This window comes from Pseudomonas sp. B23(2017) (genome assembly GCF_002113725.1).
Taxonomy (GTDB): Bacteria; Pseudomonadota; Gammaproteobacteria; order Pseudomonadales; family Pseudomonadaceae; genus Aquipseudomonas; species Aquipseudomonas putida_Z.
Genome location: NZ_NEJM01000004.1, coordinates 429,218 through 452,043, shown reverse-complemented (window position 1 = coordinate 452,043; position 22,826 = coordinate 429,218). Strand labels below are relative to the sequence as shown.

General features: G+C 59.9%; 27 protein-coding genes, 2 tRNA genes and 1 pseudogene. 17 read left to right on the top strand and 13 right to left on the bottom strand.

What is annotated here, in order from left to right; genetic code table 11:
* Positions 1 to 200 precede the first annotated feature (200 nt).
* Positions 201 to 1,022, top strand: coding sequence for a bifunctional 2-polyprenyl-6-hydroxyphenol methylase/3-demethylubiquinol 3-O-methyltransferase UbiG (locus CAG46_RS10090; protein WP_085615064.1), 822 nt, complete (start codon positions 201 to 203; stop codon positions 1,020 to 1,022).
* Here the strand turns inward: CAG46_RS10090 and CAG46_RS10085 are convergent, their stop codons facing one another.
* From CAG46_RS10085 to CAG46_RS10070, 4 genes are all read right to left on the bottom strand, one after another.
* The gene (locus CAG46_RS10085) at positions 1,023 to 1,790 is read right to left on the bottom strand and encodes an SDR family oxidoreductase (protein WP_085615066.1); all 768 of its coding nucleotides are present in this window, start codon (positions 1,788 to 1,790) and stop codon (positions 1,023 to 1,025) included. It lies immediately after the preceding gene.
* Positions 1,791 to 1,826: 36 nt separating this feature from the next.
* Positions 1,827 to 2,894 (bottom strand): phosphotransferase family protein, encoded by a 1,068-nt coding sequence (locus CAG46_RS10080; RefSeq protein WP_085590812.1) that lies wholly within the window; start codon positions 2,892 to 2,894, stop codon positions 1,827 to 1,829.
* Positions 2,895 to 3,188: 294 nt separating this feature from the next.
* Positions 3,189 to 3,506, bottom strand: coding sequence for an SCP2 sterol-binding domain-containing protein (locus CAG46_RS10075; protein WP_003257405.1), 318 nt, complete (start codon positions 3,504 to 3,506; stop codon positions 3,189 to 3,191).
* Positions 3,507 to 3,562: 56 nt separating this feature from the next.
* Positions 3,563 to 4,273, bottom strand: a complete 711-nt coding sequence (locus tag CAG46_RS10070) for a histidine phosphatase family protein (RefSeq protein WP_085615068.1) — start codon at positions 4,271 to 4,273, stop codon at positions 3,563 to 3,565.
* 197 nt (positions 4,274 to 4,470) lie between these two features.
* On the opposite strand from CAG46_RS10070, the gene sohB reads away from it, so the two are divergent.
* Both sohB and CAG46_RS10060 read left to right on the top strand, forming a co-directional pair.
* Positions 4,471 to 5,490, top strand: coding sequence for a protease SohB (gene sohB, locus CAG46_RS10065; protein ID WP_023662815.1), 1,020 nt, complete (start codon positions 4,471 to 4,473; stop codon positions 5,488 to 5,490).
* A gap of 154 nt (positions 5,491 to 5,644) precedes the next feature.
* A tRNA-Cys gene (locus CAG46_RS10060) sits at positions 5,645 to 5,718 on the top strand.
* Positions 5,719 to 5,820: 102 nt separating this feature from the next.
* Here the strand turns inward: CAG46_RS10060 and CAG46_RS29055 are convergent.
* Positions 5,821 to 5,907, bottom strand: a pseudogene (locus CAG46_RS29055) (integrase); the annotation flags it as partial.
* 537 nt (positions 5,908 to 6,444) lie between these two features.
* On the opposite strand from CAG46_RS29055, the gene CAG46_RS10045 reads away from it, so the two are divergent.
* The 8 genes from CAG46_RS10045 (at position 6,445) to CAG46_RS27970 (ending at position 11,885) form a co-directional block, all read left to right on the top strand.
* Positions 6,445 to 6,873: a LexA family transcriptional regulator gene (locus CAG46_RS10045; RefSeq protein ID WP_085615385.1), complete on the top strand. Its 429-nt coding sequence runs from the start codon at positions 6,445 to 6,447 to the stop codon at positions 6,871 to 6,873.
* On the top strand, positions 6,863 to 8,137 hold the full coding sequence (locus CAG46_RS10040; protein WP_085615070.1) for a Y-family DNA polymerase: 1,275 nt from the start codon (positions 6,863 to 6,865) through the stop codon (positions 8,135 to 8,137). The genes CAG46_RS10045 and CAG46_RS10040 overlap by 11 nt, the downstream gene beginning before the upstream one ends.
* Entirely contained in the window at positions 8,131 to 8,340 is a 210-nt protein-coding gene (locus tag CAG46_RS10035; protein WP_085615073.1) for a hypothetical protein, read from the top strand. Before CAG46_RS10040 ends, CAG46_RS10035 begins: the two co-directional genes overlap by 7 nt.
* A gap of 315 nt (positions 8,341 to 8,655) precedes the next feature.
* Positions 8,656 to 9,168 (top strand): DUF2199 domain-containing protein, encoded by a 513-nt coding sequence (locus CAG46_RS10030; protein WP_085615075.1) that lies wholly within the window; start codon positions 8,656 to 8,658, stop codon positions 9,166 to 9,168.
* Positions 9,161 to 9,499: a hypothetical protein gene (locus tag CAG46_RS10025; protein WP_085615077.1), complete on the top strand. Its 339-nt coding sequence runs from the start codon at positions 9,161 to 9,163 to the stop codon at positions 9,497 to 9,499. The genes CAG46_RS10030 and CAG46_RS10025 overlap by 8 nt, the downstream gene beginning before the upstream one ends.
* A 164-nt stretch (positions 9,500 to 9,663) precedes the next feature.
* Positions 9,664 to 10,173 carry a hypothetical protein gene (locus CAG46_RS10020; protein ID WP_085615080.1) on the top strand — a complete coding sequence of 170 codons (510 nt, stop codon included), beginning with the start codon at positions 9,664 to 9,666 and terminating at the stop codon, positions 10,171 to 10,173.
* Between the two features lie 109 nt (positions 10,174 to 10,282).
* Positions 10,283 to 11,008, top strand: a complete 726-nt coding sequence (locus CAG46_RS10015) for a hypothetical protein (protein WP_158090794.1) — start codon at positions 10,283 to 10,285, stop codon at positions 11,006 to 11,008.
* A gap of 430 nt (positions 11,009 to 11,438) precedes the next feature.
* On the top strand, positions 11,439 to 11,885 hold the full coding sequence (locus CAG46_RS27970; protein ID WP_143493377.1) for a hypothetical protein: 447 nt from the start codon (positions 11,439 to 11,441) through the stop codon (positions 11,883 to 11,885).
* A gap of 123 nt (positions 11,886 to 12,008) precedes the next feature.
* On the opposite strand, the gene CAG46_RS10005 is transcribed toward CAG46_RS27970, so the two are convergent.
* The 3 genes from CAG46_RS10005 to CAG46_RS09995 form a co-directional block, all read right to left on the bottom strand.
* Positions 12,009 to 12,200: a DUF1330 domain-containing protein gene (locus tag CAG46_RS10005; RefSeq protein WP_256575068.1), complete on the bottom strand. Its 192-nt coding sequence runs from the start codon at positions 12,198 to 12,200 to the stop codon at positions 12,009 to 12,011.
* A 65-nt stretch (positions 12,201 to 12,265) separates the two neighbouring features.
* Positions 12,266 to 12,970 carry an SDR family oxidoreductase gene (locus CAG46_RS10000; RefSeq protein ID WP_085615084.1) on the bottom strand — a complete coding sequence of 235 codons (705 nt, stop codon included), beginning with the start codon at positions 12,968 to 12,970 and terminating at the stop codon, positions 12,266 to 12,268.
* Between the two features lie 98 nt (positions 12,971 to 13,068).
* On the bottom strand, positions 13,069 to 13,962 hold the full coding sequence (locus tag CAG46_RS09995; protein WP_085615086.1) for a LysR substrate-binding domain-containing protein: 894 nt from the start codon (positions 13,960 to 13,962) through the stop codon (positions 13,069 to 13,071).
* 217 nt (positions 13,963 to 14,179) lie between these two features.
* Between CAG46_RS09995 and CAG46_RS09990 the strand changes: the two genes are divergently transcribed.
* The gene (locus tag CAG46_RS09990; protein ID WP_085615088.1) at positions 14,180 to 15,394 is read left to right on the top strand and encodes an aldose 1-epimerase family protein; all 1,215 of its coding nucleotides are present in this window, start codon (positions 14,180 to 14,182) and stop codon (positions 15,392 to 15,394) included.
* 318 nt (positions 15,395 to 15,712) lie between these two features.
* Here the strand turns inward: CAG46_RS09990 and CAG46_RS09980 are convergent, their stop codons facing one another.
* The 3 genes from CAG46_RS09980 to CAG46_RS09970 form a co-directional block, all read right to left on the bottom strand.
* Complete coding sequence (locus tag CAG46_RS09980; RefSeq protein ID WP_085615092.1) at positions 15,713 to 15,949, bottom strand: hypothetical protein; 237 nt, start codon at positions 15,947 to 15,949, stop codon at positions 15,713 to 15,715.
* A 218-nt stretch (positions 15,950 to 16,167) separates the two neighbouring features.
* Complete coding sequence (gene adhP / locus CAG46_RS09975) at positions 16,168 to 17,178, bottom strand: alcohol dehydrogenase AdhP (RefSeq protein ID WP_075045624.1); 1,011 nt, start codon at positions 17,176 to 17,178, stop codon at positions 16,168 to 16,170.
* Positions 17,179 to 17,565: 387 nt separating this feature from the next.
* Positions 17,566 to 18,240 carry a polysaccharide lyase family 7 protein gene (locus tag CAG46_RS09970; RefSeq protein ID WP_085615094.1) on the bottom strand — a complete coding sequence of 225 codons (675 nt, stop codon included), beginning with the start codon at positions 18,238 to 18,240 and terminating at the stop codon, positions 17,566 to 17,568.
* Between the two features lie 260 nt (positions 18,241 to 18,500).
* On the opposite strand from CAG46_RS09970, the gene CAG46_RS09965 reads away from it, so the two are divergent.
* Positions 18,501 to 18,698, top strand: coding sequence for a hypothetical protein (locus CAG46_RS09965; RefSeq protein ID WP_075045622.1), 198 nt, complete (start codon positions 18,501 to 18,503; stop codon positions 18,696 to 18,698).
* A 1-nt stretch (position 18,699) separates the two neighbouring features.
* Here CAG46_RS09965 and CAG46_RS09960 read toward each other — a convergent pair whose 3' ends face one another.
* Both CAG46_RS09960 and CAG46_RS09955 read right to left on the bottom strand, forming a co-directional pair.
* The gene (locus tag CAG46_RS09960) at positions 18,700 to 19,113 is read right to left on the bottom strand and encodes a DoxX family protein (RefSeq protein WP_025339679.1); all 414 of its coding nucleotides are present in this window, start codon (positions 19,111 to 19,113) and stop codon (positions 18,700 to 18,702) included.
* A 103-nt stretch (positions 19,114 to 19,216) separates the two neighbouring features.
* Positions 19,217 to 19,301, bottom strand: a tRNA-Leu gene (locus tag CAG46_RS09955).
* A gap of 200 nt (positions 19,302 to 19,501) precedes the next feature.
* Here CAG46_RS09955 and CAG46_RS09950 point away from each other — a divergent pair.
* From CAG46_RS09950 to CAG46_RS09935, 4 genes are read left to right on the top strand one after another with little or no spacing between them, the layout of a single operon-like run.
* Positions 19,502 to 19,777, top strand: a complete 276-nt coding sequence (locus tag CAG46_RS09950; RefSeq protein ID WP_085615096.1) for a hypothetical protein — start codon at positions 19,502 to 19,504, stop codon at positions 19,775 to 19,777.
* 42 nt (positions 19,778 to 19,819) lie between these two features.
* On the top strand, positions 19,820 to 20,977 hold the full coding sequence (locus tag CAG46_RS09945) for a nitrogen regulation protein NR(II) (RefSeq protein WP_085615098.1): 1,158 nt from the start codon (positions 19,820 to 19,822) through the stop codon (positions 20,975 to 20,977).
* Between the two features lie 6 nt (positions 20,978 to 20,983).
* Positions 20,984 to 22,429: an ATPase domain-containing protein gene (locus CAG46_RS09940; RefSeq protein WP_085615100.1), complete on the top strand. Its 1,446-nt coding sequence runs from the start codon at positions 20,984 to 20,986 to the stop codon at positions 22,427 to 22,429.
* 11 nt (positions 22,430 to 22,440) lie between these two features.
* Positions 22,441 to 22,794: a response regulator gene (locus CAG46_RS09935; protein ID WP_013973192.1), complete on the top strand. Its 354-nt coding sequence runs from the start codon at positions 22,441 to 22,443 to the stop codon at positions 22,792 to 22,794.
* Positions 22,795 to 22,826: the final 32 nt, after the last annotated feature.

Sequence of the window (22,826 nt, the reverse complement as noted above, 5' to 3'; positions counted from 1 at the left end):
GCAGGGGCTCTGTGGGGTCGGGTGGGAGCGGGCGCGCCCGCGAACACCGGCGTAGCCGGTGCCAGCCACCGCGTTGTTTCTTCGCGGGCACGCCCGCTCCCACAGGGACCGCACCAGCATTACAATTTTTAGCAAGGCTTTTGTGTCGCAGGGAGATTGGTGGAGGCTAGCATGAGCCCCCACGAATCAAGGAAGACACCATGGACCGCTCACTGCAACTCAACCGCGCCAGCTGGGATGAACGTGCCCCGCTGCACGCTGCTTCCAACGACTACGAAGTCGAACGGCTCGTCCAGCATCCCGAACACCTTTCCGAAACCGTACGCTTCGACCTGCCGTTGCTTGGCAGTATCGACGGGCTCAACGCCGTCCACCTGCAGTGCCACATCGGTACCGATACCCTCTCGCTGGCGCGCCTTGGCGCCAAGGTCTGTGGCCTGGACTATTCCGCGGCTTCGCTGGCCGAGGCGCGGGCGCTGGCCCAGCGCTGTGCGGCACCCATCGCGTATGTCGAGTCCAATGTCTACGACGCCGACAAGGTGTTGCCGGCCGGCACGTTCGACCTGGTCTACACCGGCATCGGCGCGCTCTGCTGGCTGCCTCGCATCGAGCCGTGGGCGCGTACAGTCGCGGCCCTGCTGAAGCCGGGCGGGCGGTTGTTCCTGCGCGACGGGCACCCGATGCTGATGGCAGTCAACGAAGACCACCAGGACCGCCTGCAACTCGAATACCCGTATTTCGAGCACGAAGAACCGACGGTGTGGCACAACGACCAGACCTACGTCGAAACCGAGCGGCGCCTTTCCCACACCGAAACCCACGAGTGGAACCACGGCCTGGGCGAGGTGATCAGCGCCTTGCTGGCCCACGGCCTGCAGCTGACCGCCCTGGTCGAGCACCAGAGCATCCCCTGGGAGGCGCTGCCGGGGCAGATGGTCAAGGGCGACGACGGTGAATATCGCCTGCGCGAGCAGCCCGCACGCCTGCCCCTGAGCTACACCCTGGTTGCAGTAAAAGCCTGATCAGGACAGGTAACCACCGTCGACATTGAGTGCGGTACCGGTGGTGTAGCTGGAAGCATCGCTGGCCAGGTACAACACGGCGCCGGCCATTTCCTTGGGGTCGGCCACGCGCTTGAGCGGGATCTGCTGCAGCGCGGCATTGAGGATGGCGTCGTTCTTCACCAGTGCCGAGGCGAACTTGGTGTCGGTCAGGCCCGGTAGCAGGGCGTTGCAGCGGATCCCGAACGGCGCGCATTCCTTGGCGAAGACCTTGGTCATGTTGATGACCGCCGCCTTGGTCACCGAATAGATGCCCTGGAACAGGCCGGGCGAAACCCCGTTGATCGAAGCCACGTTGATGATGCTGCCGCCACCATGCTCGCGCATCAGCTTGCCGGCCTCTACCGACATGAAGAAGTAGCCACGGATGTTCACGTCCACGGTCTTCTGGAAAGCTCCTGGGTCGGTATCCAGCACGTTGCAGAACTGCGGGTTGGTAGCGGCGTTGTTGACCAGGATGTCCAGCCGCCCGAACTGTTCGCGGATGCCGGCGAACACCTGCTGGATCTGCTCCAGCTCACCGATGTGGCAGGCCACCGCCGTTGCCTTGCCACCGGCGGCGATGATGGCGTCAGCCACCTGCTGGCAACCGTCGAGCTTGCGGCTGGACACGATCACATGGGCACCTTGCTGGGCCAACAGGTGGGCGATGGCCTCGCCGATGCCACGGCTGGCGCCGGAAACGAAGGCAATCTTGCCATCGAGGTCGAACAGGTGGGTCTTGGACATGCTGTTTTCCTTGTTATCCGTCGTCGAGGTCGGGGCTCAGAGGCTGGACTTGGCGATGACCTGCAAGGTCATCTGCTCCAGCAAGCGGTTCATGTGGATGAACTGGGCGAAGCGCTTGTCCTGGGTCTGGCCGTGGTAATAGCGGTAGTAGATCTGCTGGACGATGCCGGCCAGGCGGAACAGGCCATAGCAATAGTAGTAATCGAAGTTGTCCAGGCGGATGCCGGCCCGCTCGGCGTAGTAATCGACGAACTGGCGGCGGGTGAGCATGCCCGGCGCGTTGCTCGGCTGGCGACGCATCAGCTGCACCGGCGCCGGGTCATCGGCCTCGATCCAGTAGGCCAGGCTGTTGCCCAGGTCCATCAGCGGGTCGCCGAGGGTGGCCATTTCCCAGTCCAGCACACCGATGATGCGCATGGGGTTGTCGGCATCGAGGATCACGTTGTCGAAACGGTAGTCGTTGTGCACGATGCCGGGCCGCGGGTGGTCGGCGGGCATTTTCTCGTGCAGCCACGCGGTCACCTGTTCCCAGCGCGGGGCGTCGGGGGTCAGGGCCTTTTCATAGCGGCTGGTCCAGCCCTCGATCTGGCGCTGCACATAGCCTTCCGGTTTGCCCAGGTCGGCCAGGCCGCAGGCGTTGTAGTCCACCTGGTGCAGTTCCACCAGGCGGTCGATGAAGCTCTTGCACAGGGCCTCGGTGCGGTTGGCGTCAAGGTCCAGCTCGGCCGGGATGTCCGAGCGCAGGATGATGCCCTTGACCCGTTCCATCACGTAGAACTCGCCGCCGATCAGGCTGCTGTCGGTGCAGTGCACATAGGCCTTGGGGCAGTAGGGGAAGCCGCTGTTCAGCTGGTTGAGGATGCGAAACTCGCGGCCCATGTCGTGGGCCGACTTGGCCTTCTGCCCGAACGGTGGACGGCGCAGCACGAAGTCGCGGCCCGGGTAGCTGACCAGGTAGGTAAGGTTGGAGGCGCCGCCAGGGAACTGGCTTATGCTCGGCAGGCCATCCAGACCGGGGATGTTGGCTTTGAGGTAAGGGTCGATGACAGCCGCGTCGAGTTCTTCGCCGGGGCGTACCTGGGTGGACTGGTCGGTGAGCGTCATGCGTTTTCCTTATTCTCGATCGCAAGGACTATTGGCTAATCTAATGGTCCGCCGGGGATGGGACAAGCGTGCCAGATGCCATATAGGTGAGGGTGTTGCTGCCTGATCAACTGCCTTGATGAAGCGACTGGCCCTATCGCCGGCAAGCCAGCTCCCACAGGTACAGCGGCAACCTCGAGAGCAACGCTGTACCTGTGGGCGCTGGCTTGCCGGCGATAGGGCCCGAACAGGCGGGCAAAAAAAAACCGAAGCCGGTCAGGCTTCGGTTTTTCGATCATCCGCTATTTCCAGCCCTCAGGACGGGAACAGCTCGCTGAGCTTCATCGACAGCATCATGTCGCCTTCAACGCGCAGCTTGCCGCCCATGAATGCCTGCATGCCGTCGGTTTCGCCGCTGACGATACCCTTCAGGGTTTCGCTGTCCATCACCAGGGTGCAGTTGGCATCCGGGTTTTCGCCTTCCTGCAGATCGCAGGTGCCGTCCTTGACGATCAGCGCGTAGTGCTTGTCTTCGTCGGTGATGTTGAAGCCGAACACCAGGTCCAGGCCGGCGGCAGCGGATGGGTTGAACTTCTCTTGCATCTTTTTGACGGCATCAGCTACGGAGGTCATGGCGCATTCCTTATAGAGTGATTTACACGTCCCCGCAGGGACACAACAAGCCGGGCTCATCGATAGGTGACAAGCTCCGGCGCCCTCAACAGCTGCACATGGGCCTGGCTGTTGAAGGAAGCCAGTGCCACGTCGCGGCCGCGGAACTTCAGCTGGCTGAGCGACGTGTTGATGATCTGCCAGTTCAGCGCGAACGCCTGGCCGGGGGTAATACGGGTAACCAGGTGGAGCAGGGCGGCAATGGTGCCGCCCGAGGTGAAGATGGCGATATTGTCGCCGCTACCGGCGGCATCCAGTACGCGCTGCAGGCCGCCTTGCACGCGGGCGGTGAACGCCTGCCAGCTCTCCAGGCCATCGTCGGCATGTTCGCCATCGTGCCAGCGCTGCACCATCAGTGCGAACAGGCGCTGGAACTCGCTGCGGTGCTGCGCGCCATTGCGCAGGATGTGCAGGGCGTCGGGCTCCTGAGGCAGCAGCCCGGGCAACAAGGCGCGGATCACACCATCGGCATCGAACTCATTGAATGCTGCATCGGTCTCAACAGCCGGCACCGGGCAGCCATTGGCGTGCAATGCATCCAGGGCCAGGCGCGCGGTATCCTGCTGGCGGCGCAGGTCGCCTGCCACGCAGCGGTCCAGCCTTACACCGAGCTGGGCCAGGTGCTCACCCAGGGCCTGGCTCTGGCGCACGCCCACGGGCGAGAGGACATCGTAGTCATCGGCGCCGAAGGACGCTTGGCCATGTCGGATCAGGTAGAGGTTGCCCACGAAAGGTTCCGGCCTGTTGGAGGTTGCTGCGAGGTTAGGATGCGGCACACGGGCTGTCAACGAAAAAACATACAAGCGTTTGAAAAGGTTGTTTGAAAGGTGTTGCCAGCGTTTGCCACGGCTGGCAGCACCTCAGGCGCAACGGTATGCTTGCTACAGTTACGCGCCGTAGTGGCGCAAGTCTTTAAGGAGTCAACGTGGAGTTTCTTGCTGAATACGCAAGCTTTCTCGCCAAAACCGCCACCCTGGTCATCGCCATCCTGATAGTGCTGTCGGCCATCGCCGGGCTGCGCGGCAAGGGACGGCGCAAATCGGGTGGGCAATTGCAGGTCACTCGCCTGAACGAGTTCTACAAGGACCTGCGCGAGCGCCTGGAATCCGGCCTGCTCGACAAGGCCCAGCTCAAGGCCTTGCGCAAGCAGCAGGCCAAGGCGGAAAAGCGGCAGAAGAAGGGCAAGGCCGAGGAAAAGGGCCGGGTCTTCGTGCTGGATTTCGATGGCGACATCAAAGCTTCTGCCACCGAAAGCCTGCGCAACGAAATCACCGCGCTGCTGACCCTCGCCACCCCGCGTGACGAAGTGGTGCTGCGCCTGGAAAGCGGTGGCGGCCTGGTGCACAGCTACGGCCTGGCTGCATCGCAGCTGGCGCGCATTCGCCAGGCCGGCATCCCGTTGACCGTGTGTATCGACAAGGTGGCCGCCAGCGGCGGCTACATGATGGCCTGTATCGGCGAGAAGATCGTCAGCGCACCGTTCGCCGTACTGGGTTCCATCGGCGTGGTGGCGCAGCTGCCCAACGTCAACCGCCTGCTGAAGAAGCACGACATCGATTTCGAAGTGCTGACCGCCGGTGAATACAAGCGCACCCTGACCGTGTTCGGCGAGAACACCGAGAAGGGCCGGGAGAAGTTCCAGGAAGATCTGGACATCACCCACCAGCTGTTCAAGGACTTCGTTGCCCGCTATCGCCCGCAGCTGCACATCGACGAAGTGGCCACCGGCGAAGTCTGGCTGGGCGTCGCGGCACTCAACCGCAAGCTGGTGGACGAGCTGCAGACCAGCGACGAGTACCTCAGCGAACGCGCGCGCAACGCCAACCTGTTCCACCTGCACTACGCCGAACGCAAGAGCCTGCAGGAGCGAATCGGCATGGCTGCCAGTGGCACTGTGGAGAACACAGTGGTGGGCTTGTGGAGTAAACTCGGCCGTCTGCGCTAACACCTTGAACCCGTTGAAATTTTTTTTCGTTCAGGGGGTTGCAAGGTTAAAGGAATGAAGACATAATGGCGCCCATCGAAACGCAGCAAACTTTGAAAAAGGTTCAGCGTTTCAAGGAGATAGCGAAGCGCAAGCTGCTAGATCCGACCTTTGAGGCCGAGTAGCAAAGTGGTTATGCTCCGGATTGCAAATCCGTCTACGCCGGTTCGATTCCGACCTCGGCCTCCACCATTCGAAAGCCCCGCAGATTAACGTCTGCGGGGTTTTTCTTTGTGCGCAGAAAACCCGGATCGTTTCCGCATCTTTAGGCATCGTTTCCGCATCAGCCCTCTACTTGGTCGGGCTGACCACCTCGCCGACGCGGCGATAAACGCGCTTGGTGATTTCCTCCTTGGAGTGCCCAAGCAGCCGGGCCGCCTGTTTCTTTGCTCATCGTGTGAACCTCGGTAGCCAACCGCATTGGCCAGGAGCCAGGCGCGGGTGACCAAACCCACCGTGAAAGGTGGCCTGGCGCCTGCCTAATGCGGTCGATGTGAAGGGAAGGGGATGGAGATAATGTGCGGCTCGGAGAGCCTTACGGTTTATAAGGCTCACGGTGAATGAGCTTTACGATGCAGCCTCAGATGGGGAGCAGGGCATCCGGCAGTTAACGACAGGCTGACGCATCCCCACTTGACCCTATCCACGCTCAGCCCCTCGTCTACTCTCCGGATGACCTCGACGCGGGTCGAAGGTGCCACATTGAAACGACTGATGGGTTCATGGTCGTACCCATTGATTACGACCAGATCCAGCGATAGCTGTCGCAGGTAGTGATTCGTCGACTCGTAGATCGATTACCGTCCGCACATATGTCCCCCTCTAGTCCGTCAGAATTTTCATCGCCCAGGATTGACCGAGCAGCCGATGCTGGATTTACTGTATATGCATACAGTTTGCTTCGGACCTGCCACCATGACCATCACTTTCTTGGGTACGCCAACCGGCGGTACCGAACCGCTCCCGTTGTATTCGTTTCGCGTGCCGGCCGGGTTCCCGTCGCCTGCTGCGGACCACCTGGAAGGCCATATTTCCCTTGATGAGTTATTCGACCTCCGCGCGCCCCATGTGTATCTAGTGAAAGTCGAAGGCGACAGCATGCAAGGGGCAGGCATCTATTCCGGGGATATCGTCATCGTCGATCGCGGCCGCGAGGCTGAACACGGCGATGTGGTGATTGCCGCGATTAACAGCGAGCCAGTTTGCAAGCGCCTGCACCGCCGCGATGGGGTGGTCATCCTGAAGTCCGAGAACCCGGCATATCCGCCGCGGTACATCATGGAAGGCGACGAGCTCGTGATATGGGGCGTTGTGCGTTACAGCGTTCGTGACCATGCGCAGTGACCAGGTGTTTGCCCTGATCGACTGCAACTCGTTCTACGCGAGCTGCGAGCGCGTGTTTCGACCCGACTTGGCCAAGACCCCGATCATCGTGTTGAGCAACAACGACGGATGCGTGATCGCCAGGTCGTACGACGCCAAGCCTTTTGTGAAGATGGGCGAGCCGTTTTTCCAGGCAAAGGACAAGCTGCGCCGACACGGCATCATGGCCTTCAGCAGTAACTATGCGCTCTACGGCGACATGAGCGAGCGCGTCATGACACTGATTGAATCGATGGTGCCGGCAACAGAGGTCTACAGCATCGACGAGTGTTTCGCTGACCTCTCCGGCATTCAGGAAAACCTGACCCAGTTCGGGCGAAAGCTGCGCTCGAGGATTTTCCAGTGCACAGGAATTCCGGTGGGCGTCGGCATTGCTGGCACGAAGACGCTCGCGAAGCTGGCCAACCATACGGCCAAGCGCCTGCAAGCACAGACGGGTGGAGTGGTCGACATCACCGATCCGTTCAAGCGCGATTGGGTGTTGCGCAATACCGAGGTGAAGGAGGTGTGGGGCATCGGCCGGCGTATGACCGCTCACCTTGAGGCAATGGGCATCCGCACAGCCATGGACTTGGCCAAAGCTGACGCCTGGACACTCCGCCAGAAGTTCAGCGTTGTGGTTGAAAAGACGGCCCGGGAGCTCGCTGGCACGCCATGCCTTGAAATGGACGAGGCCGAACCGCCGAAGCAGGAGATCTGCTGCAGTCGGATGTTCGGAAAGCGGCTGACAGAGCTGGCGCCGATCAAGCAGGCCGTGGCCACTTACGTTGGTCGCGCTGCCGAGAAACTGCGGGCTCAAGGGTCAGTTTGCAAGCGTATGCGAATCAGCATCCGTACCGGGATGTTCAATCCGGAGGAGGTGCACCACGCCCAGGGTGCGTTGGTGGAGCTTCCATACCCAACCTGCGACACGCTGTTGATGACTCGACTGGCCACCGATGCGGTCGCGCGAATCTTTAGGCCTGGGTTCCGCTACAGCAAGGCCGAGGTGCTGCTGATGGACCTGCGGCAACCAGGTGAGTTTTCAGAGGATTTGTTCGCGCTCAAGCAATCGGTGGCATGTGACCGGCTGATGCAGGTGATGGATGACATCAATGAGCGCTGGGGGAGGGGGACAATGCGAGCCGCCAGCGTGCCGGCGACACCGGGCTGGGGGATGAGGAGGGAGATGATGAGCCAATCCTATACAACGCGGATCGATCAGCTGTGGAAGGTCAAGTGTTGAGCCTGCCGGCGGCCTGGTTGGCCGAACTCAATGATCAGCCCGCGCTTGTAGCCGATCCGGATGGCCGAGCCGGGGTGCTTGCCGAACTCGCGATTTCTGCGCACCGACGCGGGGACGTTGATGCGGGCCAGTTGGCCGACATGCTGGAGTTTGCCGAGGCGGCTAGGCTGTGGGCTCTGATTGAGGATGAAGTGGCAGCTTGAGCCGCTCGATGCGCCCGGCGGCTAGGGGGGCGTTAGTCGCCGGTCGTGAATGGCTGCTATCGACCCAGAACGGACGGCCATCGCGGACGCCTGTCGACCAAGAGCAGTCATGACGGAACAGTGCCCGCCACTGATTGCCTATAGTCATCGCCTGGTAGCGAAAGAGGGCATCGGGTTAAGGCTGCTCCTGAACCAACAGTTATTCGCTGACGGCCGAACGTAAATCCGTTCACGTACCAGGTTTAGCCGTGTAGGCTTGCGAGCATGCTGAATAACGCTCTGGTGCGGTATTCACCCGTTAGGCTCTCTACAAACATGGAAGTCACTGTGAGCGGTTTTATATGTAACACCTGCGGCAAGCCGCACGATGAGTTGCCGATGTGCTTTGGCCCGAGCGCGCCAGACCTCTGGTACTCAATGCCAGAGACCGAGCGAAATGAACGAGGCGAATTGTCATCTGATCAATGCGTGATAGATGGCAAGCATTTCTTTGTCCTAGGCCGTATCCTCATCCCCGTAACCGACGGTGTCGGTCCATTTGCCTGGTTGGCATGGGTCTCATTGAGCGAAAGAAATTTTCTTCGAATGTGTGAGCTTTGGGAGCGCGATGGCCGGGAAACCGAACCGCTGTACTGCGGCTCGCTACAGAGCAATTTGCCCTACGAGCCGTCAACGTTGGGTCTTGAAGTTCAAGTTCAAACCATGCCTTTGGGAGAGCGTCCGCTTATCTTGTTTGATCATACAGTTCACCCCCTTTCTGTAGAGCAACACACCGGTATAACGATGGCCCAAGTCCAGCGCATTGTCGAGGCGGTGCTTCATGGTTAAGAAGAAGCCTGGCTCCTCCATCAAGGGATGGTTGTCCGCATCGGGGTATTTAACAATCAGTGACGTTCTAAAGGTCGATGACTACTTCCAGCTAGTGTTTGTGGGCGGGTCCGTGTTGTCTGTATACAACCCATTCCTGTGTGAAGGCGTGAACTTTGCCGATCTCAAGGGTCGTACCCTCTGCGAAATCCGTGAAGATGAAGCAGCCAATGTGATCGTATTAGGCTTGGACCAAGGCTCCATCCGTGTCAACGTGCACCCTGACGCATGGACAGGGCCTGAAGCAATGGCTCTTTACGAGCAAGGTCATTCGATTGTGATTTGGAATTGACCTTTACCAAGCGCACATTAGTAGCTGACTACTGCTCTTGTTTATAGTGGGCCTGATTTGTCTAAACCCAGCGCTCGTGATTGACCTCCGTCGACGCTTAGCAGGCCTTGGCCGCTCGGCGCTTATCGGCCTCTGCGTTATCGCTAATTCACTTTGGAGTACATATGGAAGCCGAACTCCGCACCGGTGCACACGGTGACTACCGCACGCTTGACTGGAACACTGGATGCGACGTCAATTTGGGCACTATCGTTCGCCAACTTCCTCAGGTCGTAATGGGCCGCTATGTAGCAATTGCTTGGTCCGATAGCGCGCAATACAACCTTAGCGCTGCTGAGATTGAGCTCGGCTGGGAATGTGTTGGTGACCTAGTGCTCAGTCCGCTGATCACGGATATCGCTCAACTACCCACGCCTGGCTTTGATGAGTGGCATATCTTCGAACGTATGCCAGACTGGACGAAGCTCTCGAAATTCAGAAGAGCTATCGCGTTTCAACCTTTTGCCGATGGCGTCGAGGCCGACGAGTTCTGGTCGCAAATTGAAGAACTGCAACCTGAGCACGCCCTTCTAGGCGCATGCCCAAGCCTGCTTCTGATCACTCGAGATGAAGCTATTTACGAACGCACCCTGGCGCTCTGTACCGCCTCAGCGTTTTCCATTGACGGATGGTGAGGTGGTGGGCACTCAAACCATATCTGGTCGCGCTTATGCCTGAGCTGGAGAAAGGATGCGTCCGGCCGATACAGGCTTTCTATAAGTGGAACTCGAATAGGGATAGATGATGCTTGACAAGGATAGGTACGATTTAGTGTGCACGAGCGCAACTGATCTTGGCGAGGCCCAGCGGCCGCTCCTGAACAGCGTGGTGATCGATGGGCTCGGCGCATCCGTTGGCGAAATGTTTCCTGGCTTTGCCGCGACCTTTCCTCGTACCGTTGCGGCGATCGAGCGTGAGTATGCGGTGCCGATAGTGCTGTTCAGGCTGTTTGAAGGTACTTGGATGGCCTCGCTGGCGGCTGAAGGGCGGGAGTTGGACCTGTTCTTCGACATCGTGCCCGTTATACTTGAAACAGAAGGGCCTGAATTCGAACGAAGCTGTGCGATGCTGCCGCCCCGCTGGAAGGAACTGTATCGCTATTTCTGGTCTTTTATGCTGACCGAGGATTCCTATCTGTCCATCAATTGGACCAACACCCCGTTTTCCTACAGCAGCCGTCTGTCGATCGAACGCTATCGAGTGCTACGTGGGGTGAAGAAGGCCGTGATAAGGGATTTCGTCAAAAGCATCCAGGCGAGTTCCGAGCACTACCTGCGTTGCTGGCTGCTGACTGATGCGGGCGATGCCCTGTTTCTTGACGAAGGCAAGTGCGATGGGAAGGTCTATCACGTTAAGTACGATGACTTTGCCGATTACCGCCTGCTCGAAGATCCGGAGACGATACTGGACAACTACCTAGCGCACTACGTGACGACGCAGTCACCAGAAGGGTTTGACTTCAGGACGTAAAGGGGTTGGGAGTAGGTCGGCAGAGCGCCGGAGGAGAGCGAAAAACGGTTCCAAAACTGAAACGCCGGCCCTTGTGGAATGCGGGTTGCAGACGGGCAAATCCCGATTCGTTTTGGAACTGATTTTAGCGCCAAAGGCGCACGAGACGGGGAGTCTTCTATCGGATTGCAAATCCGTCTACGCCGGTTCGATTCCGACCTCGGCCTCCACCATTCGAAAGCCCCGCAGATTAACGTCTGCGGGGTTTTTCTTTGTGAGTCGAAAAAAACTACGAGTTCCGAAACTGCAGGCACACAGATGGGATGGAGGGTCGGGTTGGTCGTGGGCCTGGTAGGTCGTGAATAGCGCCCGGATAAAGTCGCGTAGTGCGCTGATGTATGCAATTGCCTTAGAATGCTCGCCTTCCACCCCTCAAAGGAATGACTACGTGGTGAGCAATAACGCAATCTGCTGCCCGCAATGCCAAGGTCAAAACGTCCAGCTTCTGTCTATCATCCATGCTGCTGGCACTTCTCAAATACAAGCAACCCACCAAGCGCAATCCCAATCCGGATTCGGACCAAGCGTGACCGTTGAAACTTCAGGTCGGCATCAGACCAATTTGGCGGCAAGCGTCGGTCCACCTCCAGGTAAGCGCTTGCTTGGCCCGGTCATCCTTACAGGGGTTGGCGCAATCATCTTGTACGATGGCCTCAAGCTTATGAACACGTTCTGGGGCGTTGATTGGACGAGGTTCTTCATAGGCGCGATATTTATCACCGTCGGTGTAATTGGATTCGTTCGCCACTGGAAATTCAACGTCGCACAGTACGACAAATTGGAAGAGTGGCGCCGCACTTGGATGTGCCACGCTTGTGGCACTCGATTCATTCCGTAAACGGTATCGAGAGGGCACCTGCGTGTGCCTTTTCTTTTCGCAGAGCTGTTCAGTATTGCGCTGGAGGAGGGGAACGATGCCGGACGCTATCGTCCCATGGCATCCCTATCAGCGAACCCTTGATCAGCCTAAATCCCCCTCAACGATGAACAACTCACGACGATAGGCGCGTAATGCCATCGCCTTTGCCTCCGAATAGGCGGGACCGGCATAGCACGCCTTGGCCTGAGCATAACTGTCGAATTCGACCGCCAGCGCCCGCGTGCTGGTATGCGACTCTACCAGCGCGCCAGCTGCGCCCATATGGTCTGACACAGATCGTCCAGCAAAAAACATGTTCCATGAAACGAGGGCCGCAGCAATGCTGCGGCCACGGACGATCAAATGCTGCGTGTTACGCCGCCATCGACCCTGATGTTCTGCCCGGTGATGTATGCCGCGCCTTCGCTAGCAAGGAACGCAATGGTCGCAGCGATTTCTTCGCTGGTGCCGTAGCGCTTGAGCGGCACGCTGTCGCGGCGTTGCTCGGTGCTCGGCAAGCTGTCGATCCAGCCAGGGAGGACGTTGTTGATGCGCACGTTATCGCCGGCGAAATTGTCGGCGAAGATCTTGGTAAACGCGGCAAGGCCCGAGCGGAATACAGCAGAAGTCGGGAACAGCTCGCTGGGTTCGAACGCCCAGGCAGTGGAGATGTTGATGATCACTCCGCTCTTCTGACGCTGCATGTAAGGCGTCACCAGGCGAGTCGGGCGAATGACATTGAGCAGGTAAGTATCCATGCCCTTGTGCCAATCCTCGTCGCTGATTTCCAGGATTGGCGCGCGCGGACCATGGCCGGCGCTATTGACCAGCACATCGATACGGCCCCACTTCTCCACGACAGCGTCGACCAGGCGTTGCAGGTCTTCAACCGACTGATTGCTACCGGTTACACCAATACCGCCGAGTTCGGCAGCCAGCGCCTCGCCCTTGCCCGAAGAGGAGAGAATCCCAACCTTGAAGCCGTCGGCGGCCAGGCGTCGTGCTGCCGCTGCGCCCATGCCGCTGCCACCTGCCGTGATAATCGCAACTTTTTCTACTGGCATGCTGCCTCCAATCTCTCAGTGTGGATTTTTCAGGTGCATTCACCTTAGCAGCAGGCCCATTGTCGAGGGAGACAGCTAAACTTCACTATTGCGATAGATTAACTATCGACAGCTTGTTGCTTGAGCCAGTGTTGGACCACGTTCAATGAGTCCGGCTGTTTCATCTTGCGTGGCCAGACCAGATAAAACGACTTGTCGACCCTGAGTTGCTGGGTAAAAACCTGCATCAGTCGGCCTGCGGCAATGTCATCACCGACGAACGCAGGGCTGGCCAAGGCAATGCCCTGGCCGCTGATTGCCGCTTCAATGGCCAATGAGGTCTGATTGAAGCGCAGATTTCTGGCTGTGGGTTGCAGGTGATGCGGGAACAGCTCTGCAAGGAACTGAGGCCAGAAATTATGGGCATCGTGCAACATGACGAAGTCCTGCAACTGCGCAAAGCTGGCAGGTATTTCGCTGCCTTCGAACAGCCTTGGGCTGGCCACCGCAACGATTCGCTGCTCCATCAGCAGCTCGCTATTCAAACCTGCTCCGAACTCGGGCTTGCCATAGCGGACAGCGATATCCACACCATCGGTGCTGAAGTGCGACAGCCGGTCGGTTGCCAGCACACGCAAGTCGATGTCTGGGTGGCTCTGCGCAAAATTGCCGAGCCTGGGAATCAGCCATTTCGAGGCGAAGGTCGGTGTAACGCTGACTGTCAGGTGAGAAGTCTGTGGCCGAAGCAGGCGTGTTGCCTCGTCGATCATGGCCAGTGCACTGCGAATGCTTCCGCTGTAGCCCAGGCCCGCATCAGTCAACGCCAAGCCACGGGGCAGGCGTTCAAACAAACGCAGATCCAGGCTCGCCTCCAACCCGCGTATCTGCTGGGCAACTGCCGCCTGGGTCACGCCCAGTTCCTCGGCAGCCACACGGAAGTTCAAGCGGCGAGCCACCACTTCAAAAACACGCAACGCGTTCAGCGAGGGCAAATCAGGGAAACCGTCTGGCATGGCAATGAAGATTCTATCGAGTTCGGCAATTGTTCTGTCTCTCTGATGCTTTCACAAGGTTGATAACCTGATCGGGCTCGAAAGATTCACTGTGCCGAGGCTACTCCCTGAAACTAGCTAAAGAAACCTGTGCCAATCGAAAGCATCGCTTGGCTAGCTTGCTGAAACGTTTCTTCGTGTCTATAAAGGGGAACAACTCCAAGAAAGGCAACCTGTCATGCCCCTCCTCAAATTCTTCGTTGCTCTCGGCGCCCTGTCCGCAGCCTCCCACACCATGGCCTGGGATTACGTTCTGCTCGACACAGACAAAGCCGCCCGGCACTGGCAGATCACCAGCCAGCAACTTGGCATAAAAACCGACAAGCCCTTCAGCGTTACCTTGCGCACTTTGCACGGAGGCCGGCAAGAGGGTGTCAGCATCGTCGACATCGATAACGGTACGATGAAACTTTCGGTAGTGCCGACCCGCGGAATGAACGTCTTGCAGGCGTCGGTCGGCAATGTGCGCATGGGCTGGGATTCGCCGGTCAAGGAAGTGGTCAACCCGTCCTTCATCGAACTCAATGGGCGCAATGGCCTGGGCTGGCTGGAGGGCTTCAACGAACTGGTCGCCCGCTGCGGTTACGAATGGGTCGGCCACCCTGGCGTCGACAATGGCGAGCTGCTGACCCTGCACGGTCGGGCCGCCAACATACCTGCGAACAAAGTCACCCTGCACATCGATGAGAAACCACCATACGCCATCAGCTTGCGTGGCGAACTGAAAGAGCAGGCGTTCAAGAAGGTCGACTTCTCCGTCGTGACTGAATTGGTCACCGAACCGGGCAGCGTGATGTTCGCCCTCAACGATACCCTGACCAACAACGGCGATTATCCGAAGGAATACCAGGCGCTGTATCACAGTAACTTCAGCACCCCGTTTCTGGAGCATGGCGCTCGGTTCGCCGCGCCAGTGAAACAGGTGTCGCCGTTCAACGACAAGGCAAGGGAAGATCTGGCCGATTGGCAAACCTACCGAGCGCCCACCAAGGACTATGACGAAACGGTTTATAACGTGGTGCCGTATGCCGATGCCCAGGGCAATACGTTGGCCGTGTTGCATGACAAGGCTGGCAGTCTGGGCGTTTCGGTCGGCTTCAATACTCGGACATTGCCTGTATTTTCACTGTGGAAAAATACCGATACCCAAGGCCAGGGTTATGTGACCGGGCTCGAGCCGGGGACGAGTTTTTCCTACAACCGCCGTTACCAGCGGCCACTGAACCTGGTGCCGACAATCGGACCGAAGGAACACAGGCAGTTCCATATCAGCTACAGCTTGTTGGCGGACAAGGTGGCAGTGGACAAGGCTTTGAAGCAGGTTGGCGAGATACAAGGAGGTCGCGAAACCGAGGTGCGGCAGACACCATTGGTTGATCTGACCAAGGGGTAACGCCGGCCAGGGCATGTCGGCCTCGTCGACTAGTCAGAACTATCAAAGTTGTTGGTTTCATGCCTTTGCTGAAAGGCTGCTTTCGACCCTTGGCTGTCATTTTGCCCAACAGCAATCATTGTGGGAGCGGGTTTACCCGCGAACACCGGCACCGCCGGTGCCATCCACCGCGGCGCCTGCTTCGCGGGTAAACCCGCTCCCACAGAGTACGCGTCGCGCTTACGAAACCAGTTATCTTTTAGCGTCCGCTTTGGGTCGATAGCTGTCTGTCGCCTACGGCCGCAGGATCCATCGCCCGCCGCTCCGCCCATTCAAACGCTAGCCTTCAGGCGCGGATATCCCGCAAACGAACTCATCCGATCCCAGGCGGTGCGAGCCGAACTCCACAACATAGCCAACCCCGCGGCGCTCCGCCTCGGCCCTGGCAGTCTTCTGGTCGGCATAAACATCGACGAAATGCCAGGGATGCCGGTCTCTCAGTACGCCCCATCCAAGCACCCAGCCGTCATTGTCCGGATCGGGTGGCAGGTTTTTCGCCAAGCTGCGGATACCCATACATTGACCCCGATGTGCTAGCCAGTTTGCGGCTTGCGAAGCAACTACAAACCACGACTTGGATAAAACCGTATGTGAAGCATAGCGCTTACCCGAAACCAGAGCCCAAGGCGCGCCCATTGGTTCGCTTTACAAGGGGCGGAAGCGATTTCTGACTGCCTGCGCTTGAATGCAGCAGGGTAGCGTGCGCTGCACCAACAGCCAGCGCACATGGGCCATCACCCCTCGAACTGAATCACCATCCGCCCTTTGATCTTGCCCTCCAGCATCTCTTCGAAGATCTGGTTGATATCCTCTATCGGCCGCAGGGTCACCTTCGGCACCACTTTCCCTTCCGCCGCAAACTGGAAAGCTTCCTGCAGGTCCTGGCGGGTACCGACCAGTGAGCCGATCACCTCGATACCGTCCAGCACCAAACGAGGGATATTCAGGTTCATCGCTTCCGAAGGCAGGCCGACCGCAACCAGGCGGCCACCCGCACGCAGGGCATCAACGGCCGAGTTGAAGGCAGCCTTGGCAACGGCGGTAACCACGGCGGCATGGGCGCCACCGGTCTTGGCCTGGATGACCTTGGCGGCATCCTCGGTGCGTGAATTGATGACCAGGTCGGCGCCCATCTCGCTGGCGAAGCGCAGTTGCTCTTCGTTGACGTCGATGGCGATCACTTTGGCGTTGAAGACATTCTTGGCGTATTGCAGGGCAAGGTTGCCCAGGCCGCCAAGGCCGTAGATGGCGATCCATTGGCCAGGGCGGATGTTGGAGATCTTCACCGCCTTGTAGGTGGTCACGCCGGCGCAGGTAATGCTGCTGGCGGCAGCGGAGTCGAGCCCGTCGGGCACTTTTACCGAGTAGTCGGCCTTGACGATGCAGGCTTCGGCCATGCCGCCGTCCACGGTGTAGCCGGAGTTCTTCACTTCGCGGCACAGGGTTTCGTTGCCGCTGTTGCAATACTCGCAATGCCCGCAGCCCTGGTAGAACCAGGCCACGCTGGCGCGGTCGCCCGGTTTGAGCGAGGTGACGCCTGGCCCTACTGCCTGGACCACGCCGATGCCTTCGTGACCTAGCACCACACCGGTCTTGTCACCGAAGTCGCCATTTTTCACGTGCAGGTCGGTGTGGCACACACCGCAGCATTGCATCTTCAGCAGCGCTTCACCGTGCTCGAGGGGGCGCAGGGTTTTCTCCACCACATCCACGCGACGGCCTGGTGCAACAACAGCAGCTTTCATAGGAGCCTCCGTGTCTATCCGAATGAGCTTGGGTTATCGCCGGGGTTAGCATAGCCCTTGCCGGGTGGGGCAAAACTGCTTCAGGTCATGGTCTGGGGTGGAGGCTTGTACGCAGCAGGTACCTGCCCTGCGCGGGCACGTGTAGGAGCGGCCTTGTGTCGCGAAAGGGCCGCAGAGCGGCCCCGGATTTCAGCGGTGGCGCATAAGTTGTTGGGGCTGCTTTGCAGCCCATCGCGACACAAGGCCGCTCCTGCAGGGTTCTGCGTAAGGCTCGGCACAAAAAGAAAAGCCCGCGGCAATAATGCGGCGGGCTGCAAGAACATACGGAGCAGGGCCAGTGTGCCCACCCGGATGTCAGTATTTCGTGAAGGTCAGGTCATGAGCATGTCATGCATGGCTCAGTTCCAGTTGGCTGATGACGCACACCGAGCCGTCCTCGGCAGGCGTGTCGTCGGTGTAGTCCACCTGGTTGTATACCCCGCCATGGAATTTGAGCGTGCGCGTCGCCCAGGTCGCACCCAGTTGCAGAGGCGATGTGCTGCCAATACGGCCGTTGCAGCTTGCACTGACCGTGCAGGCGCCGTTGTTCGTCACGTCGATGCTCACATCGAAACGGGCACCGAGCGGTACGTCGGCCAGCACCGTGCTGCTGCTCGTGGCCGTCTGGTTGAAATCGGTCCGGAAGCCCACCGTGATCTTGCCCTTGTTCCAGAACACCTTGATGGGCGGGTTGTCGTCGTCTTTGACGTGCATCTGGGCAATCACCACTTTTTGCGCAAAGTTCACTTTCTGCAGTGTCATGGTCTGGTGATTGCGGTGCCGGGCGCCGCTGTTCAGTGCCCAGTACGCGGGCTCCTTCCACTCGCAGCGGGTGCGGTGGGTGCTTTTGCTGGAGGCGCCCTTGGTGGGGGCGGTCATGCGGATCGAGCCGTCGCTCAGGCGGGCGATGAATTCGGGCAGGGTCGCCAGTGCCTGGGCGCCGGTCAACTCCAGCGCCACCGGGTTGGTCGCGGACTTCGGCACTGGAGTGGTGATGATGAGGTTGTCGATATACACAGCCATGGGCTTTCTCCTTGAAAAACGACAGGTCCTGCATCATTTGCGAGCCTGGCCAGCATGGGCGCAGTTCACTGTGATTTGCCAAGGCTGGACGAAGGGAAAACCCAGGGGATAAAAAAGCCCGCCATGGGAGGCGGGCAAGCAACGTTTGAAGGGAGAGCCTGCAGAGTGGACCCGGCCGGTTAACCGAGCATTAAGCGGTAACGCATTGACCTGCGCAGCCGATCAGCCTATACAGGCCTGCCACCAGCCCAGGAGCCAGCATGCACGACGAAGACGACTTGCACGAACCCGAGCACGATCACCTGCTTGACCACGAATTCCTCTACGACGATTTGGAGCCTGAAGCGGATGCCCAGGGCGCCGAGGACGAGGTTGAGGAAGACGAGGAAACGCTGGATGACCTCGATGACGAGGAGCGCGATCACCCAGCCTGGTTCGACGACTGCGAAGACGACTGACTCAGCGCCCGTCTACCGAGAAACGCCCTGGGCCGCTCACTGCCAGCATCAACAGGCCGCCCATGATGCTGAGGTTTTTCAGGAACTGGGTCATGTTGGCGCTGCGCTCAGGGTCGACCATGCTCCAGAACGGGTGGCCCAGCAGCGCCGTGCCCAGCACGAACAGTGCCAGCAGGAAGGCCAGCGGCCGGGTGTAGAAACCGAGGATCAGCAGTATGCCGACGACGAACTCCATGAGCACGGCAACTGCCGCTGCCAGCATGGGGGCAGGGGCGCCCAGTGAAGTCATGTAGCCGACCGTGCCTTCGAACCCGGTCAGCTTGCCCCAGCCAGACAAGACGAACAGGATCATCAGCAGCACACGGGCAATCAGGATAATGATGTCGCGTTGACCATCGAACAGGGAGTAGCGCATGGCGGCGTTCCAGTGGACGGGTACAAGCTCCACTCTAGCAGCTGCGCAAAGGATTGCTGGCGGGCAGCAAAAAGGCGCCGCAAGGGCGCCTTCGCAAAGAATTTGGTGCGAGTGGCGGGACTCGAACCCGCAAGGCTCACGCCGACAGATTTTAAGTCTGCTGTGTATACCAATTCCACCACACTCGCACGCTTGAAGGGGTCGTGACGACCAGCTCGCTTCTAAGCAGAAGGGCTTCGCAATCAAGCGCGCTTTATAACCCATTGTTATAGTTGAGTCAACCACAGCACCTATGATCAACAGAGTGAAGGGTCGATCGATTGGGCAATTGACACCTTGCTGTCATTACGCCACTGTTGCCCCTTTATTGGATCCAAAGAGTGTGCAAATGAATCAGTCCAGTGCTTCCGAGCGTATCGTACGCCCACGGCTGTTCTGGCGACTGTTGTTCGTGCTGGTAGTCGTGTTGGGGGCGTTTCTCTACCTCAGCCTGATCAGCCTGGGCGGTTACCTGCTGATGCTGGGGTTCGATGCCGAACACCCTCAACCGCAGCGCCTGATGGCCCTGGCCGGTGGCGGGCTTATCCTGCTGGTCGGCTTGTGGCTGCTGAAAGTGGCGATGCCGCGGCGCATCAGCCCGGTGCTGGTTGAGCCAGAGCGTTGAACCTCGCCCTATCTTCCCTCCTGCCGTACCGGTGGAGCTCGCATGGTTTCAGCTGACTGCCTCGACCACCCTGTCATGCCTGCCCACCGCTATGAACAGCTGGTTCAGTCGGTGGTGGATTACGCCATCTACATGCTCGACCCGTCCGGCCACGTGGTGTCGTGGAACGCAGGCGCGCAACGCATCAAGGGGTACCGTGCCGATGAAGTGATCGGCCAGCATTTCTCGTTGTTCTTCACCCCGCAGGATTGCACCGAAGGCCGCCCGGAGCGCTTGCTGCGCCAGGCGCTGGAGCAGGGCGTGGCGCAGGATGAAGGCTGGCGCGTACGCAAGGATGGCACGCAGTTCTGGGCGCTGGCCGCGCTGGATGTGATTCGCGATGACCAGGGCCAGGTCGTCGGCCTGGCCAAGGTGACCCGGGACATCACCGACCGTCGCGAGTCGGCGCTGCAACTGGACGCGGTGCGCGCCCAGCTGTTCCAGGCACAGAAGCTAGAGGCCCTCGGCCAGTTGACCGGTGGCCTGGCGCATGACTTCAACAACATGCTGACCATCATCATCAGCTCGGCGCGCCTGGCGCTGGCCACACAGGACCCGGCACGCGCCCAGCGCATGCTGCAGCATATTCTGGATGCCGGGCAGCGGGGCACCGAACTGACCCAGCAGCTGCTCAGCTTTGCACGCCACCGGAAGCTTGATGTGTCTTGCGTCGCCCCGGCGAACCTTATTGCCGCCACCCGTGGTCTACTGGAGCATGCGCTGCCCGGTTCGATTGACCTGGAGGTTGTGCTGCAGCCAGACCTGCCCCTGATCGAGGTGGATGCCGGGCAATTGCAGATGGTGCTGCTCAATCTGTTGTTCAATGCCCGCGATGCCATCACGGGGCAGGGCCGGATCGGCTTGACCGTCGATGTGGTCGAACTGGCCGGCGAGGTGGAAGGCCTGCATGGCGGGTTTGTGCGTTTCGAGGTGGAAGACAGCGGCGAGGGCATCGCGCCAGCGGTACTGCCGCGGATTTTCGAACCGTTTTTCACTACCAAGCCCTTTGGCAAGGGGACTGGCCTGGGCCTTAGCCAGGTGTATGGTTTTGCCAGGCAGAGCGGTGGTGCCATTTGCGTCGACAGTGAGCCCGGCCGGGGAACTTGCATGCAACTTTACTTGCCAATCTATCAGCAGGCGGACAGCCAACTCGACAGGTAAAACACCATGGCACAGGCACTCAGGCGGCTGGTGACGGGGATCGATGGGCTCGATGCGTTGCTCCAGGGTGGCCTGGTGGCTGGCGCGTCCTACATCATTCAGGGCCCACCGGGGGCGGGCAAGACCATCCTCGCCAACCAGCTGGCCTGCGGGCATGTGCGCGGCGGTGGCAGGGTGCTGGTGGCCACCTTGCTGAGCGAGTCGCACGAGCGGCTGTTCCAGTACCTGGCGACCTTGGAGTTCTTCGACCCGGCGCTGGTCGGCGACCCGATCCAGTTCGTAAGTGCTTTCGACACCCTGGAGCAGGAAGGCCTGGACGCTGTGGTACGGCTGCTGCGCCAGGAAATCGCCCGCCAGCAGGCCAGCCTGCTGATCGTCGATGGCGTGCTCAATGCCCGGGTGCGTGCGGAAACAGCGCTGGACACCAAGAAATTCGTCTCCGAACTACAGGGCCATGCGGCCTTCGCCGGTTGCACCGTGCTGCTGCTGACCAGCGCCCGGCTGGAAGAAGGCAGCCCGGAGCACACCATGGTCGACGGCGTGATCGAACTGGGCGAGCAATTGTTCGGCAGCCGCGCCGTGCGCCATATACAGCTGCGCAAGACACGGGGCAGTGCGGCGTTGTCGGGGCGCCATGAATGCCTCATCGATGGAGCCGGCATGCATGTATACCCGCGCCTGGAGTCGCTGTTCAGCCACCCCAGCCAGGCGGGCAGCGCCACCTTGGAGCGCGTCAGCAGCGGGGTGGCGACCTTGGATGAAATGCTCGGTGGCGGCCTGGCCACCGGCTCGGTCAGCCTGCTGATCGGGCCCTCGGGTATTGGCAAGACGTCATTGGGCCTGGCTTTTCTCGGTGCCAGCAGCCCGCAGGCGCCGGGGCTGCATTTCGGCTTCTATGAAACGCCGGAGCGCCTGCGTATCAAGGCCGCGTCGCTGGGTTACGATTTCGCAGCCATGGAGCAGGGCGGCAGCCTGCAGCTGTGCTGGCAGCCGACCACCGAGGGCCTGTTGGACCAGGTCGGTGCGCGCCTGCTCGAGCGGGTCGAAGCGCAAGGCAGCAAGCGCGTGCTGATCGACAGCCTGGGGGCGTTCAGCCGCCTGGCCATCGACCCGGCGCGGCTCAATGCGTTTTTCCGCGCCCTGGCCGGCGAGCTGCGCGCACGCGATATCAGCGTGATGCTCACCTGGGAAATGCGCGACATCTTCGGCGCGGAAATCAGCGCCCCGGCCCCGGACCTGTCGAGTATCGTCGACAACCTGATGCTGATGCGCTTCGTCGAGCTGGATTCGCAGCTGCGGCGCATGCTGTCGATCCTCAAGGTGCGTGACAGCCACCATGACCCTGCCTTGCACGAGCTGCTGATCGGGCCGCAAGGCATTACCCTGCGCAAGGCGTTCGAAGGCGCCTGCGGTGTGCTTTCGGGAACGCCGGTGCCGCAGGGGAGCGGGTGACGGGGCGGGCGATGAACACCATCCTGATCGTCGATGACGAGTACCTGATTGCCGACATCCTCGGTTTTGCCCTGGAGGACGAAGGTTTTCTGGTGGAAAAGGCGAGCAACGGCTGCAAGGCGCTGGAGGCACTGAAGGAAAAGCGCGTTCAGCTGGTCATCACCGACTACATGATGCCACTGCTCAACGGTGAGGAGCTGGTGCGCTCGATGCGTGAAGACCCGGCCTTGAGCGAGTTGCCGGTCATCCTCATGAGTGGCGCGCAGGCCAACCAGGGATGCCCGGAACTGTTCGCCGCGGTGTTCGACAAACCGTTCGACATGGACTGTATGATCGCCAAGGTGCACGAACTGCTGGGCACCTGAGGCGCGGGGCGATCAAGCGCGTCCGTGCGGCT

Excerpts from the sequence above, each read along its gene's own strand:
- CAG46_RS09990 (WP_085615088.1), top strand. The coding sequence starts at position 14,180 with ATGCCCCTCCTCAAATTCTTCGTTGCTCTCGGCGCCCTGTCCGCAGCC.
- CAG46_RS09965 (WP_075045622.1), top strand. The coding sequence starts at position 18,501 with ATGCACGACGAAGACGACTTGCACGAACCCGAGCACGATCACCTGCTT.
- CAG46_RS10030 (WP_085615075.1), top strand. The coding sequence starts at position 8,656 with ATGGAAGTCACTGTGAGCGGTTTTATATGTAACACCTGCGGCAAGCCG.
- CAG46_RS10085 (WP_085615066.1), bottom strand. The coding sequence starts at position 1,790 with ATGTCCAAGACCCACCTGTTCGACCTCGATGGCAAGATTGCCTTCGTT.
- CAG46_RS09980 (WP_085615092.1), bottom strand. The coding sequence starts at position 15,949 with ATGGGTATCCGCAGCTTGGCGAAAAACCTGCCACCCGATCCGGACAAT.
- CAG46_RS09970 (WP_085615094.1), bottom strand. The coding sequence starts at position 18,240 with ATGGCTGTGTATATCGACAACCTCATCATCACCACTCCAGTGCCGAAG.
- CAG46_RS09995 (WP_085615086.1), bottom strand. The coding sequence starts at position 13,962 with ATGCCAGACGGTTTCCCTGATTTGCCCTCGCTGAACGCGTTGCGTGTT.
- adhP (WP_075045624.1), bottom strand. The coding sequence starts at position 17,178 with ATGAAAGCTGCTGTTGTTGCACCAGGCCGTCGCGTGGATGTGGTGGAG.
- CAG46_RS09950 (WP_085615096.1), top strand. The coding sequence starts at position 19,502 with ATGAATCAGTCCAGTGCTTCCGAGCGTATCGTACGCCCACGGCTGTTC.
- CAG46_RS09940 (WP_085615100.1), top strand. The coding sequence starts at position 20,984 with ATGGCACAGGCACTCAGGCGGCTGGTGACGGGGATCGATGGGCTCGAT.
- CAG46_RS10080 (WP_085590812.1), bottom strand. The coding sequence starts at position 2,894 with ATGACGCTCACCGACCAGTCCACCCAGGTACGCCCCGGCGAAGAACTC.
- CAG46_RS10020 (WP_085615080.1), top strand. The coding sequence starts at position 9,664 with ATGGAAGCCGAACTCCGCACCGGTGCACACGGTGACTACCGCACGCTT.
- CAG46_RS09935 (WP_013973192.1), top strand. The coding sequence starts at position 22,441 with ATGAACACCATCCTGATCGTCGATGACGAGTACCTGATTGCCGACATC.
- CAG46_RS09960 (WP_025339679.1), bottom strand. The coding sequence starts at position 19,113 with ATGCGCTACTCCCTGTTCGATGGTCAACGCGACATCATTATCCTGATT.
- CAG46_RS10075 (WP_003257405.1), bottom strand. The coding sequence starts at position 3,506 with ATGACCTCCGTAGCTGATGCCGTCAAAAAGATGCAAGAGAAGTTCAAC.
- CAG46_RS10040 (WP_085615070.1), top strand. The coding sequence starts at position 6,863 with ATGCGCAGTGACCAGGTGTTTGCCCTGATCGACTGCAACTCGTTCTAC.
- CAG46_RS10025 (WP_085615077.1), top strand. The coding sequence starts at position 9,161 with ATGGTTAAGAAGAAGCCTGGCTCCTCCATCAAGGGATGGTTGTCCGCA.
- CAG46_RS10000 (WP_085615084.1), bottom strand. The coding sequence starts at position 12,970 with ATGCCAGTAGAAAAAGTTGCGATTATCACGGCAGGTGGCAGCGGCATG.
- CAG46_RS10015 (WP_158090794.1), top strand. The coding sequence starts at position 10,283 with ATGCTTGACAAGGATAGGTACGATTTAGTGTGCACGAGCGCAACTGAT.
- CAG46_RS10045 (WP_085615385.1), top strand. The coding sequence starts at position 6,445 with ATGACCATCACTTTCTTGGGTACGCCAACCGGCGGTACCGAACCGCTC.
- CAG46_RS10090 (WP_085615064.1), top strand. The coding sequence starts at position 201 with ATGGACCGCTCACTGCAACTCAACCGCGCCAGCTGGGATGAACGTGCC.
- CAG46_RS09945 (WP_085615098.1), top strand. The coding sequence starts at position 19,820 with ATGGTTTCAGCTGACTGCCTCGACCACCCTGTCATGCCTGCCCACCGC.